Source organism: Psychrobacter fozii, assembly GCF_003217155.1.
Taxonomy (GTDB): domain Bacteria; phylum Pseudomonadota; class Gammaproteobacteria; order Pseudomonadales; family Moraxellaceae; genus Psychrobacter; species Psychrobacter fozii.
This window is the reverse complement of sequence record NZ_QJSU01000008.1, coordinates 1-13,387: the sequence shown is the minus strand read 5'-3', so window position 1 is coordinate 13,387 and position 13,387 is coordinate 1. Positions and strand designations below refer to the sequence as shown.

9 protein-coding genes, 1 tRNA gene and 1 pseudogene are annotated in these 13,387 nt (G+C 41.3%); 9 read left to right on the top strand and 2 right to left on the bottom strand.

The window, feature by feature from the left end; translation table 11 throughout:
* Nucleotides 1–398: 398 nt before the first annotated feature.
* From DFP82_RS10695 to DFP82_RS10670, 6 genes are all read left to right on the top strand, one after another.
* Nucleotides 399–1,577 (top strand): acyl-CoA desaturase, encoded by a 1,179-nt coding sequence (locus DFP82_RS10695; RefSeq protein ID WP_181416307.1) that lies wholly within the window; start codon nt 399–401, stop codon nt 1,575–1,577.
* Nucleotides 1,578–1,759: 182 nt separating this feature from the next.
* Nucleotides 1,760–3,226: a protein adenylyltransferase SelO gene (locus DFP82_RS10690; RefSeq protein WP_110923724.1), complete on the top strand. Its 1,467-nt coding sequence runs from the start codon at nt 1,760–1,762 to the stop codon at nt 3,224–3,226.
* 520 nt (nt 3,227–3,746) lie between these two features.
* Nucleotides 3,747–6,065, top strand: a complete 2,319-nt coding sequence (locus tag DFP82_RS10685; RefSeq protein WP_110923723.1) for an NADP-dependent malic enzyme — start codon at nt 3,747–3,749, stop codon at nt 6,063–6,065.
* Nucleotides 6,066–6,262: 197 nt separating this feature from the next.
* Nucleotides 6,263–7,459, top strand: a complete 1,197-nt coding sequence (locus DFP82_RS10680) for a tRNA nucleotidyltransferase/poly(A) polymerase-related protein (protein ID WP_110923722.1) — start codon at nt 6,263–6,265, stop codon at nt 7,457–7,459.
* Between the two features lie 21 nt (nt 7,460–7,480).
* On the top strand, nt 7,481–8,293 hold the full coding sequence (locus DFP82_RS10675) for a pteridine reductase (protein WP_110923721.1): 813 nt from the start codon (nt 7,481–7,483) through the stop codon (nt 8,291–8,293).
* A gap of 94 nt (nt 8,294–8,387) precedes the next feature.
* A tRNA-Ile gene (locus tag DFP82_RS10670) sits at nt 8,388–8,464 on the top strand.
* A gap of 107 nt (nt 8,465–8,571) precedes the next feature.
* On the opposite strand, the pseudogene DFP82_RS14830 reads toward DFP82_RS10670, so the two are convergent.
* Nucleotides 8,572–8,745: pseudogene (locus DFP82_RS14830) on the bottom strand (IS1595 family transposase); the annotation flags it as partial.
* A 44-nt stretch (nt 8,746–8,789) separates the two neighbouring features.
* On the bottom strand, nt 8,790–9,221 hold the full coding sequence (locus DFP82_RS10660) for an Lrp/AsnC family transcriptional regulator (protein WP_110923720.1): 432 nt from the start codon (nt 9,219–9,221) through the stop codon (nt 8,790–8,792).
* Nucleotides 9,222–9,389: 168 nt separating this feature from the next.
* Between DFP82_RS10660 and DFP82_RS10655 the strand changes: the two genes are divergently transcribed.
* From DFP82_RS10655 to DFP82_RS10645, 3 genes are all read left to right on the top strand, one after another.
* Entirely contained in the window at nt 9,390–10,490 is a 1,101-nt protein-coding gene (locus DFP82_RS10655) for an ornithine cyclodeaminase (RefSeq protein WP_110923719.1), read from the top strand.
* A gap of 246 nt (nt 10,491–10,736) precedes the next feature.
* Complete coding sequence (locus tag DFP82_RS10650; protein WP_110923718.1) at nt 10,737–11,696, top strand: arginase; 960 nt, start codon at nt 10,737–10,739, stop codon at nt 11,694–11,696.
* A gap of 99 nt (nt 11,697–11,795) precedes the next feature.
* Nucleotides 11,796–13,199 (top strand): YjiH family protein, encoded by a 1,404-nt coding sequence (locus tag DFP82_RS10645; protein WP_110923717.1) that lies wholly within the window; start codon nt 11,796–11,798, stop codon nt 13,197–13,199.
* The last annotated feature ends 188 nt before the right edge of the window (nt 13,200–13,387 follow it).

Sequence of the window (13,387 nt, the reverse complement as noted above, 5' to 3'; positions counted from 1 at the left end):
ATATATTTAGTCTTACTTACACTTCTCCTTAATGCCTGATAAGTCACAGGTTATTTCTACAAATACATTCTATAAGCCATACAAGTTGTTGTTATTTAGCAATATTTTTATAGTGTATAAGTGTTCACTTTGTTAGGTTTTTAAGGTACTATAGAGACTTAAATTAATACCGTTAGGGATATTATATGATCGCAAAAAAAGCACTTGGCTTACCGCTGAAAGGCTTACGTTTCGCTATCAAATCTGGTGATACGCTTGTGAAAGCTGCCAGCACTCAAGTCACACGTTTTAAAACGCGTTTTGATGAGAGTAACTCGTTTAATGAGCAGCCAGTTGCAAAGCGCAACTATGCTGACACTGCCGTTCAAATTGATGCTCCTGAAGATAGCAGCATTGATATGCGTGAGTTTGAGTTTACAAAAGCGCCAATCAATTGGATTCCAGCGTCTATATTGGTAGCCACGCCTATTGCTGCTGCTATCATTACGCCATGGTATCTGTTGACTCATGAAGTTAGCGCGCCAGTTTGGGGTGTATTTGGTGCCTTTATGGTATGGACAGGTATCAGTATTACTGCTGGTTATCATCGCCTGCTATCGCATCGTGCTTATAAAGCACACCCGATTGTCAAAAACTTTTTATTGCTAGGTTCTACCTTTGCAGTACAAGGTTCAGCGTTTGATTGGGTTTCTGGTCACCGTACGCATCATCGTCATGTCGATGATCGCTTAGAAGACCCGTACTCAGCAAAGCGTGGCTTTTTCTTTAGCCACATGGGCTGGATGCTACGCAATTATCCTAGTGGTAAATTTGACTATAAAAATATCCCTGACCTAACCAAAGATAGAACGCTGCAAATTCAGCATAAATATTACGGTTTATGGGTTGCGGCATTGAACATCGGTGCAGTCGCCGCGATCGGTTGGTTATTGGGTGATGTTTGGGGTACTTTGGTCATCGTAGGCTTACTACGTCTGGTACTGACGCACCACTTTACCTTCTTCATCAACTCGTTATGCCATATGTTTGGTAGCCGTCCTTATACTGATACCAATACTGCTCGTGATAACTTCTTCTTAGCTATCTTTACGTGGGGTGAGGGTTATCATAACTACCATCACTTCTTCCAATACGATTATCGTAATGGCGTAAAATGGTGGCAGTATGACCCAACTAAATGGTTGATTGCTGGCCTATCAAAGCTGGGCTTAACCAGTGAGCTACGTACCGTTGATGACACTACTATCAAGCATGCCGAAGTACAAATGCAGTTTAAGGCAGCTCAACAGCAGATTGATACGGCAGCCAGTACTGGCCTTGATCTTCCTCATGCGATGAAGAGCTTCCAAGATCGTATTAAGTTTGAATACGATGCATTTATACAAACTGTCGAAGAATGGCAAGTACTGAAAGCGCAAACCATTGAAATGAAAAAGACAGAATATGCTGATCGCTTGCACGAAGTTGATGATAAGCTAAAGCATGACTATGCCAAGATTGAGCAAAAAATACTTGAGCATAATAGCAATCTAAAAACAGCGTTTCGCTCTATTGGATTAAACAAGAAAGCCGCTTAATTACCTATAATATAGCGCTGATTTATTTTGATAATTGCAAAGCTTCTCCTTCCCTCTATCCGTCATGGATAGGGGGATTTTTTTCTTTAGTATTACAAGAGATGGACAGAGCGACACGATGTCATATGACGGCTATGTTATAGTAATCCCTTTACTCTGATATTCAAATGGGAACGGCTCACATGCGTTATCAAAACACCTATGTCAACCTAGACACACGCCTCTATCATGAGCAACTGCCAACGGCATTAGACAATCCACGTGCGGGTCATTTCAACACACAAGTTGCACAGCAATTGGGCTGGTCAGAAGATGACGACTTGATGACTCGTTGGGTTGACATACTCGGTGGTCAATACGTGCCAGCCGAGTTCCAACCGTTGGCTATGGCGTATGCCGGTCACCAGTTTGGACAGTGGGCAGGACAATTGGGTGATGGACGTGGCCTATTGATGGCGCAAGTACTCGATAGTAATAATCAACCGCAAGATTTACATCTCAAAGGTGCTGGTCTCACGCCTTACTCACGGATGGGCGATGGACGCGCTGTACTGCGCAGTACTATTCGTGAATATTTATGTGGTCATGCGCTTACGCAATTGGGTATTCCCTCCTCTAACGCTTTAGGATTTGTGGTCTCTGATACGAGAGTACGCCGTGAGCGCATCGAGGCTGGCGCGGCATTGATGCGTGTGGCTGACAGTCATATTCGCCTTGGTCATATCGAATGGATCGCTAGTTTTGCCCCTGACTTACTTGCTGAATTTACCGATTATATGATCGACACTTATTATCCAGAGTGCCGCGATAGCGAAAAACCTGTATTGGCATTTTTGACCGCTGTGGTTGAGCGTACCGCACGGATGATCGCTGACTGGCAATTAATAGGCTTTGCTCATGGTGTCATGAATACAGACAACTTATCTATTACGGGTAGCACCTTAGACTTTGGGCCTTTTGGCTTCATGGAACGATTCAACCCTGCTTGGATCAACAACCACTCTGACCACACAGGTCGATACGCTTATCAAAACCAGCCTGCTATCGGTCATTGGAATCTCAATGCTTGGTTACCACACTTTATGCGTCTAGAGGGTGTCACTCGGGAGGCATTAGCCGATTGTTTGGCGCCTTATGAGGCGACCTTTATGCAGCATTATCAGCAAGGATTGTGCTGTAAACTTGGGTTACCGCACGAGTCCGATAGTCTGAGATTGGCTTTTGAGTGGTTAACGTTATTAGAAGATAACTTGCTCGATTATACCAATAGCTTCCGCGCGCTACTGGGATTAGTCGCACCAAGCGCTCATCCATATGAGCAGCAGCTACTGGTGACCATGACTGCTGAGCTTAACGATGAGGCAACACAAGTATGGCAAGCGTGGTCGACACGTTATGTGGCTCAAATACAGCAACTGCCACTTGAGCAAGTCATCAACGAGATGACCGGTAATAATCCTGTTTATATATTGCGTAATAGTATGGCGCAGCGTGCCATCACAGCGGCAGAGCAGGGTCAGTTTGAAGAAGTCAATCGAGTGTTTGAGTTATTGGCCAAGCCTTATCATGTACAAGATATCGCCACCGATTTGGATATTGCACCCCCTCTTCCTCATACGCCACAAGAGCCGATTAGTTGCTCATCTTAATCTAGGGCATGTCCTCAATTCAAACGATAGCCATCTAACTGGGCTAAAAACGGCTAAATTTTGCCAAACATCGTCAAATAGCTGGTTAATATCTCGATATTAACCAGCTATTTTTCTCGTTTAACGGCAATTTATCTCATTTTGATCTCCACTTTTAAAGTGAGGGCATACCCGAGTCTATCATTCTGTAATATTTTGAAACATTATGGAGTTAAGGTTGGTATTTGGCTCTGTTTTTTGGCATCATCAATGAGATAAATAATGAATATCATTTTATTATATTGTTCCGACAATTCACGGCTGTTGACTAGGCGTGAATTGTCAATAGTGCTAGAATGATGGTTTTACTAAATTACATTTTTAAGCTTGTCTTTAATCATTGGTTACTATGTCTGTAATCATTAGTTTTTAATGTCAATGTACCCTTAGATTATGATCATTCCATGATTTTTTGAGGGTAAAACGTTATTTTTTATCTCCATTTACTTTATTCCAATTTATTCCAACCATGGCAATTATTATGAATGACGATACCCATTTGAATACGGATCACCTTACGACAGAAAAAGAGCAGTTTGAACAAGCTGCCTTGCATTACCATGAATTCCCGCGCCCGGGTAAAATCTCAGTCACGCCTATTAAGCAGCTGGCTAACCAGCGCGATTTAGCGCTTGCCTACTCACCTGGTGTAGCGGTTCCTTGTCTTGAAATTGAAAGAGACCCGACGCTAGCAGCTAAATATACAGCTCGTAGCAACTTGGTAGGCGTCATCACTAACGGTACTGCGGTACTGGGTCTAGGTAATATTGGTCCATTGGCATCAAAACCTGTCATGGAAGGTAAAGGCGTTTTATTCAAAAAATTCGCAGGTATCGATGTTTTTGATCTAGAAATTGCACAAAACGATCCAGATAAATTCATCGAAGCAGTCGCCTCTCTTGAGCCTACTTTTGGTGGTATTAACCTAGAAGACATCAAAGCACCAGAATGTTTCAAAATTGAGCGTGAACTACGTAAGCGCATGAACATTCCAGTATTCCATGATGATCAACATGGTACGTCAATCATCGTTGCTGCAGCGATGCTCAACGCGTTGTTGATTACTGGCAAAAAAATCGAAGAAATAAAAGTGGTTTGTTCGGGTGCCGGTGCCGCTGCTATTTCTTGTTTAGACATCATTTGCGCACTTGGTGTGAATAAAAACAATATCTTTGTTTCAGATTCACGCGGTATCATCACCACCATTCGTGAAAATCTTGACGAAACCAAACAGCGCTATGCACGTGAGACGACTGCGACCACTATCGAAGAAGTCATGGACGATGTCGATATGTTCTTGGGCTTATCTATGCCTGGTACATTGTCTGAAGACATGGTTCGCCGTATGGCCAAAGACCCTATCGTCTTTGCACTTGCCAACCCAACACCTGAAATCATGCCAGAATTGGCACATGCCGTACGTCCAGACGTCATCATGGCAACAGGTCGCTCAGACTATCCAAACCAAGTAAACAACGCACTATGCTTCCCTTATATCTTCCGTGGTGCACTAGATGTTGGTGCAACCACTGTCAACGAAGAGATGAAAGTGGCTTGTGTAAAAGCAATCGCTGCGATGGCACACGTTGAAGCAACGCCAACTGCAAGCGTTAGAAACATCGAAAAAATGCAAAGCTTCGGTCGTGACTATTTAATTCCAGGACCTCTAGAGCCAAATCTAATCATTGAGATTGCTTCTGCCGTTGCTCAAGCTGCCATGGATTCAGGCGTTGCCACATTGCCTATCGATGACATGCAAGCCTATCGTCAGCGTCTGTCTGAGTTCGTCTATAACTCTGCGTTTGTGATGAAACCAATCTTTACGCGTGCCAAATCTGATCCAAAACGTATTGTTTACTGTGAAGGCGAAGACAACAATATCTTGCTCGCTGTGCAAGTAGTCGTTGATGAGAAACTAGCGAAGCCTATCTTGGTTGGTCGTCCTTCAGTGATTGAAGCCAATATCGAAAAACTGGGCTTGCGTCTAAAAGATGGCGAGAACATTACCATCGTCAACGTTGATGATGACCCTCGTTATAAAGACTACTGGCAGGGCTACTACGAGCAAAACAAACGTCGCGGTGTCAGTATTGAGCTTGCGCGCCGTGACGTTCGTCGCAAGACCACATTGATTGGCTCGTTATTGGTCGAAAATGGTGCGGCAGATGGTATGGTATGCGGTACGTTTGGCCATTACCAGTTGCACCTAAAATACGTTGAAAGCGTCATTGGCAAAAAAGAAGGCATGAACGATTTCTATGCTATGAATGCGGTACTCATGCAAGATCGTAACATTTTCATCGCGGATACCTATATCCACGAAGATCCAACGGCTGAACAATTGGCTGAAATGACAGTGTTGGCGGTTGACCAATTACGTCGCTTCGGTATCACGCCACGTGTCGCGCTAGTGTCTCATTCTAACTTTGGTGCATCAAACCGTACCAGCGCTGTTAAAATGCGCAAGGTATACCAGATACTAACAGATATGAATGTAGACTTTGAGTTTGATGGCGAGATGCAAGGTGATGCGGCTCTAAATGAGCATATCCGTCTAAACGATATGCCATCAAGTCCGTTAAAAGGTGCAGCGAACTTGCTCATCTTACCAACACTTGATGCGTCGAACATTGCCTTCAACTTGCTTAAAACAGCAACTGGTAGTGCTTCTATTGGTCCTATCTTATTGGGTACTAATAAGCCAGTACACATCATGACACCATCAGCGACTGCACGTGGTATCGTCAATATGACTGCACTGACAGTGACTGAAGCGCAAGACTTAGAAAGCGAAAAATAGTCATCTATCATATGCAATATGATTAAGGCGGGTTCTATCATCCACTGACAGAACTCGTCTGCTATACTAAAACCAGTCAATGCGACTTATAAAGCATTGGCTGTTTTTTTTGATCAATGAAAACTGAGCTAATGGTGCTTTAATCAGTACAGCGATGATAAGTACAATGACATTTTGCTAAATAAACAGAGGCTTTTATGCAAATATACCTTGTGGGCGGAGCGGTTCGCGATCGACTCCTAAAGCGTCCTATCAAAGACAAAGACTTTGTCGTCGTTGGTGCAACCGTTGCAGAAATGATCGATGCAGGATTCCAGCAAGTCGGTGCAGACTTTCCTGTGTTTTTGCATCCTAGCAGTCATGAAGAGTACGCACTGGCACGTACGGAACGAAAGCAAGGGTTAGGCTATCAAGGCTTTAGCGTACATGCCACTCCTGATGTAAGCCTAGAAGATGATTTGCAACGTCGCGATTTGACAATCAATGCCATGGCAATAGAAGTCACCAGCCTAAATGATGACACCCCTATCAATGGTGATGTCATTGACTATTATGGTGGACTGGCTGATATAAAAAGCAAGACATTGCGCCATGTATCAAGTGCATTTAGCGAAGACCCACTACGGGTGCTGCGAACGGCTCGTTTCTATGGTCGTTACTACGATTTGGGGTTCAGTATCGCAGAGGACACCTTGAACCTAATGCGCCAATTGGTTGACTCTGGAGAGCTTAGTCATCTAAGTAGCGAGCGCATTTGGCAAGAGTCGAGTCGCGCAACCATGCAGTTATCGCCACAAGTCTACTGGCAGAAGCTGTTCGAAATCGGCGCGTTGTCGGAGTACTTTGAACCATTACATCATGCTTGGGCTGATACTCAGATACGAGAGACCGTACAAACTGCGCTATATTTTGCAGGGCAAATGCAGCTTAATTTGTCACAGCGTTGGGCACTGCTAATGAGCAGCCTTAATCCATCTTTATTTACCTCAGAGCCTACAGACGAAAACGCTAATGCAGCAGTTAATTTAAAAGCGATCAATAACATAGGTAATATCGCCAAAGTACCAAAAGCACATACCCAATTTGCCAACTTATTCGTGCAACAAGCCGAAAATCTCAGCAAGATAAATAGCCTGAGTGCTGCTGAAAAAATCGACCTTATACAAACTTGCGGCGCTCATAAAGAGCCTGATAAACTCTCGCAATTACTCGTATGCAGTCATGTCCTACAACTGGCAGTGCAACATCGTCAGATGATGATAGCGCTAAATAGCTTTCATGCTATCGGCATGACAGATATAGCAGCAGACCTCAAGGGCCCAGCCATTGGTGCGGCATTGCGGCAGGCTAGAATTGAGCACTTACAAGTACAGAACTCACATAAAAAACATTAGAGAGCAGATAGTATCTTAGCTATGAATCAAACCATCAACGCCCTCCAATCAGAAAACATCAATGCCAAAGCGCCAGTGATGCTCGTCACAGGAAGTGCTAAGCGTATTGGCGCAGCGATTATTAAAGCCGCTCACAGCCAAGGCTACCGAGTCATTATTCATTGTCATCATAGTGAATCAGAAGCCCAAATATTGGCCACACAGCTGAATAGTCTGCGTGCAGATAGCGCAGCGCTTATCATCGCCGATTTAGCCGTCGTTGATGATAACAACGCTTTGAGTACACTCGTCAAAAATATTGTAGAGACCTTTGGCCAGCTCGATGTATTGGTACACAATGCTTCACGCTTTTACCCTAGCCCACTTGGCAGTATTAATCACGCACAGTGGGACGAGCTATTTTTGACCAATGCCAAAGCGCCTTTATTATTGAGCCAAGCACTATTTCCTTACCTTAAAAACCAGCAAGGTTGTATTATTAACCTACTGGACATTCACGCGCATGATAAGCCGTTTAGCAATTATACTGTCTACAATATGGCAAAAGCGGCTCATCGTATGATGGTACAGTCTTTAGCACTTGAGATGGCACCAGAGGTACGGATCAATGGCGTCGCACCTGGCGTCAATATCTTACCTGACGCTGATAGCGACCAAGCATTGGATCATGATCAGCAACGAAGTATCATCGGCTCAATCCCTATGCAGCGCATAGGTCGACCTGATGAAATTGCCCATAGTGTGCTGTACCTTGTGCAGGCCCATTATCTCACTGGTGAGATTATTACTGTTGATGGTGGTCGCAGTTTAACCCTGGCTGGCGGTCAGGTTTGATAGAAAATAGCACTTCATATAAAATATCTTAATAATGGCCCATTTTTTGCTTGAAAAATTCAAAAAATCAGGTATCATTGTCCGTCTAGCGTTAGGGCCCATAGCTCAGTTGGTTAGAGCAGAGGACTCATAATCCTTTGGTCGTAGGTTCAAGTCCTACTGGGCCCACCAAATTCGAACCCTTACAGTCATTGACTGTAAGGGTTTTTTATTGCTTAAATTTAGTAAAATATAGTCAGTTCAATATAAAATAGATACAGCTCATGTCAGATAACAATTTATCTAGGGGCTATCCTAGATAAATTATTCAGTTCCTTTTTAACCCATCGTTTTGGCTGATGTAATTGACGTTTTGGATTACTGTCGTTAAAATGCCATTCACATTCCTTTAAAAATAGATAGAAATGCTCTTTTAGCATGCCATTATATTTACGCACATGTCTCTTGGCTTGGCCTCTTCGACAGTGCTGAATATATTTTTCTGAATATAATTACCTTACAAACTCGAAAGCAAAACACTTGTTTCGCTATTAAGAATGCCATCAATTTCTCTTACTTGACGCAGTACTTCATCAAATTCTCTCAAGCTTGTAGTATGTATCTCCCCTACCAAGTCCCACGCCCCATTGGTCGTATGTAGCTTAATCAGTTGCGGGATACCTCGTAATTTCCTGATTACTTGTGACGTAGATTTTCCTGTTACTTCAATCATCATCATCGCTTTGACGGTTTCTTTATCTAGTGCCTCATGCACTCGAATCGTAAATCCTAAAATAGCGCCGTTATGCATCAGTCTGTCTAACCTGTTTTGGACAGTGGCACGAGAAACTTTGAGTTTTTTAGCAAGGTTTGAGATGGTTGCTCGACCATCTTGTCGCAGTTCAGATATCAGTTCGCTATCTAAAGAGTCATAAGTGTAATACGCCATAAAAATGCTTCCTTCATTGAATTTTGACATTATGCTAAGCAGCACTTAACAATATGTCAAAAATACGTCCATATTTAGTAAGTTATTGACATTTTAACTGACAATTATAATTGGTAGCATATTAATTGTCGGTTCAACAAACAATATTCATGAAAAGGAACAGCATTAATGTCTAAGTTTATCGTATCACCCAAGGAAGGCGTGCCATTCGTTAGTGTACAAGCAATGGCTAAAATGATTCATGATTATGGCGTTGAGCAATGTATTACAGATCTAGTGGATGCTTTAGAGCAAGACTATCTTCGTTGGGATCAATTTGAGAAATCTTCTCGCTTTGCATCGCACTCAAAAGACGGTGTCATCGAGTTGATGCCAGTCAGCGATGGAGAGATGTTTGCTTGCAAATATGTCAATGGTCACCCAATCAATACCACACGCAATCTACAGACCGTAGCAGCGATGGGTATCTTGTCTGACGTCGAAAATGGCTATCCTATTTTGCTGACAGAGATGTGTATCCTGACGGCATTGCGTACGGCTGCCACATCAGCTATGTTGGCCAAACATTGTGCGCCAAAAGGCGTTACAAAACTGGCGCTAATAGGAAACGGCGCTCAGTCTGAATTTCAAGCATTAGGCATGAAAGCCATAATGGGTATCTCTGAAGTTCGTTTGTATGATATTGATCCAGCGGCATCACAGAAAACAGCTGATAACCTTGCAGACTCAGGTTTGAACATCATTGTTTGTCGCACGTTAGAAGAAGCTGTTTTAAGTGCAGAGATCATTACTACCTGTACGGCTGACAAAACCAATGCCACTATCTTACGCGACGATATAATCACAAAGGGTGTTTATATTAATGCGATAGGCGGTGATTGTCCTGGTAAGACAGAGCTGGATAGCAATATATTAATGCGAGCAGATCATGTGATTGTAGAGTTTGAGCCTCAGACACGCATTGAGGGGGAGATCCAAAATCTATCAAGCGATTTCCCTGTTACTGAATTTCATCGCATCCTCAAAGGTGAAGTGCAAGCTCGAAAGTCAGCTGATGATCTCGTCGTGTTTGATGGCGTTGGTTTTGCATCAGAAGACTTTACGGCATTAGTATTTTTACGCGACTTGATCAAAAAGCAGGGCGGGTATGAGATTTTAGATCTGATACCTCAGCAAGCTGACCCTAAAAACTTATATTCGGTAGTGAAAGGCCATAGCAAAAATCATAGCCTAGTGACGAATGAAGCTGAATCTGTGGCTATGTCGTAAGTGATTAATACAATCGCTATTCATATAGCAGTAATTAATACAAAAAATGATAATCCTTTCTCATTTTTTATAACGTTTAAAACCAACATTATTTTTTAAATTTTTTCTATATTTAGTATGGCTCTTGAACAGTTATGGATATGTTTATTTTTTAAATGTACCTGCTAATTTTCAAGAGCTTTACTATATAAAAATGAATTTAACTTAAATGATGTAAAAATTATTTTATTTGATAGAGATAAAACCATGACTGATGTAATGAAGAATATAAGAATAGTAGAAGTTTATTCAGATATTGCAGGCTATAAAAAAGGCGCTTCTCTAGGCATTGATGCATTAAAAGCGTCATCAAAAGAGCTTAATGCAGATTATTTTGAAAAATTGCAATTCGACAGTATTGAGGATGATAGCAACAGTGAGGGGGAATCACAATTTGCGCATGCAAAGTATGCTGATGTGATTGAACCGATTATCTCTAAGTTAGCACATAAAATAAAAGATATAAGAAATGAGAATAAATTCCCCATTGTCTTAGCTGGAGATCATTCTAGCTGTGCAGGAACGATGCATGGCCTAAAAATGGCGCATCCTGATGCTGAAATTGGTGTGGTCTATATAGACGCACATGCTGACTTTCATTCACCCTACACCAGTGGATCAGGCAACATGCACGGCATGCCTTTGGCCATGGCGTGTGCCATTGATAATCTAGAATGTCAGCGCAATGAGCTTTCTGAAAAAGAAAAAGAGTATTGGGAAAAATTAAAATTTATGGCATCTGATGAACCCTCTATCAAGCCAGAAAACGTGGTCTTTTGTGCTGTCAGAGATTATCAAGAAGAAGAGATGGATTTAATTAGAAGACATAAAATCCCTTTATATAGTGTTGCTGAGATAACTCAAAAAGGCATCAGTTCTACAGTAGAGGAAATCTTCAAGAAGCTGGAATATTGTGATCATATTTATGTCTCGTTTGATGTTGATAGCGTTGACCCTTTATATGTGCCAGGAACCGGTACGCCTGCAATGAATGGTCTGTCATACGAACAAGCCATGCAACTTAACATAGAGTTAATCAAAAATAAGAAAGTATGCTGCTGGGAAATGGCAGAAATCAATCCTTTGTATAATAATTCAAAAGATGACTCAAACAGAATATTTAAAATTTTAGAAAAAGTGACGCAGTCCCTTTTAAAGAATTACTAATATTAAATATTTAAAATGAGTTAAAACATCTAGCCTAAATGTATTTATTGCAAATATTTATTTAGGTTAGTTAAAAAATGGACTGCGAGTAACAATAATATGGACATTATTAAATCTAGTTCTTCAAGTCAAGATGTTAGCAGTATCAGTACCAGACAGTTTTTAAAATTCTTTATACCCTCTATAATAGGTCTGTTACTTTTCGTATTTCCAATCCCCTATGTAGATGGTAAGTTTGTATCATATGCAGAAGGATTTACCATTCCTATCTCTGTGTTAAAGGATTATATACAGGGTTATATGGGTGATGTTTTACCATTGCTTGTTGTAATCTCCATTATGATTACACTGTGTTGCACGCTATATACTAAAATCATGAAGCCTTCATTGATTTTGAATAATGCATTTTTAAACAACTTACTGAACGTCACAACACCTTGGCTTATTATTAGAATGCTTGGTGCATTTTTCGTTGTCGTTACCTATTTTAAATTTGGGCTTGAGGCAATATATTCAGATAATATTGGAGGCTTAATATTATATGAATTAATGCCAATACTTTTTATTGTATTTTTCTTAGCTGGGTTGTTGCTACCACTACTGCTCGATTTTGGCTTATTAGAGTTTTTTGGTGTGTTATTAAGTAAAGTAATGAGACCTTTATTTGGTTTGCCCGGTAGGTCCTCTGTAGATTGTCTGACATCATGGTTGGGTGATGGTACTATCGGCGTATTACTAACTGATAAACAATTGGAAGGCGGGTTTTATACCAAAAAAGAAGCAGCCGTTATTGCGACCAGCTTTTCAGCAGTCTCGATTACGTTCTGTTTGGTTGTCATCTCTCAGGTTAAGCTAGAAACCTACTTTCTCAATATGATTGGGGTGGTTGCTTTATGCGGGATTGTTTGTGCGTTAATCGTACCAAGACTATTACCTTTATCTAGAATTGAAGATACGTATGTAGTAGAAAATAGTGATAGAGATCATGAAACCATCCCTGAAGGAAAAACGTTATTTACCCACAGCTTACATAAAGCGGTTCACAAAGCAGAAAAGAGTCCAAGCTTTTCTACTTTCTTAAATGATGGGTTAAAGAATATTTTAGATATGTGGATCGGAATATTACCCGTCGTTATGGCAATCGGGACGATGGGCTTAATCGTTGCAGAAGAAACCCCTGTATTTGATTATTTAGGTATGCCGTTTATTCCATTCTTAGAATTATTGAATATACCTTTTGCAGCAGAGATGTCAAAAACCATTATGGTGGGTTTTGCCGATATGTTCTTACCTGCGATTATCGGTTCTTCAATAGAATCAGAACTAACTCGGTTTGTCATCGCTTGCTTGTCAGTATCTCAGTTGATCTATATGTCGGAAGTGGGTGGATTGATCTTGGGAACCAAAATTCCAGTGAGCTTTTTTCAGTTATTAGTCATTTTCCTATTAAGAACCATTATCTCATTACCGATTATTGCGTTATGTGCTCATATGATTTTCTAATAATATTAAATTGCAATTTTTGCTTTGCAAGAGGGTTTTCTGAAAGCCAGACTCACCAATCCTGAAAAAATCAGCAAAAAAAACCACCTGTTATGAGCTGAACCCCATAAGTTGGACACAACTTCTGGGGTATTTTTATGCGTTACGATCTAGACTTTAAGCTCAAAGTGATTGCATACTACAGGCAA

What these genes read in the sequence shown, in the direction of transcription:
- DFP82_RS10680 (WP_110923722.1), top strand. Translation starts at nt 6,263, where the DNA reads ATGCAAATATACCTTGTGGGCGGAGCGGTTCGCGATCGACTCCTAAAG.
- DFP82_RS10650 (WP_110923718.1), top strand. Translation starts at nt 10,737, where the DNA reads ATGACTGATGTAATGAAGAATATAAGAATAGTAGAAGTTTATTCAGAT.
- DFP82_RS10645 (WP_110923717.1), top strand. Translation starts at nt 11,796, where the DNA reads ATGGACATTATTAAATCTAGTTCTTCAAGTCAAGATGTTAGCAGTATC.
- DFP82_RS10695 (WP_181416307.1), top strand. Translation starts at nt 399, where the DNA reads ATGCGTGAGTTTGAGTTTACAAAAGCGCCAATCAATTGGATTCCAGCG.
- DFP82_RS10690 (WP_110923724.1), top strand. Translation starts at nt 1,760, where the DNA reads ATGCGTTATCAAAACACCTATGTCAACCTAGACACACGCCTCTATCAT.
- DFP82_RS10660 (WP_110923720.1), bottom strand. Translation starts at nt 9,221, where the DNA reads ATGGCGTATTACACTTATGACTCTTTAGATAGCGAACTGATATCTGAA.
- DFP82_RS10655 (WP_110923719.1), top strand. Translation starts at nt 9,390, where the DNA reads ATGTCTAAGTTTATCGTATCACCCAAGGAAGGCGTGCCATTCGTTAGT.
- DFP82_RS10685 (WP_110923723.1), top strand. Translation starts at nt 3,747, where the DNA reads ATGAATGACGATACCCATTTGAATACGGATCACCTTACGACAGAAAAA.
- DFP82_RS10675 (WP_110923721.1), top strand. Translation starts at nt 7,481, where the DNA reads ATGAATCAAACCATCAACGCCCTCCAATCAGAAAACATCAATGCCAAA.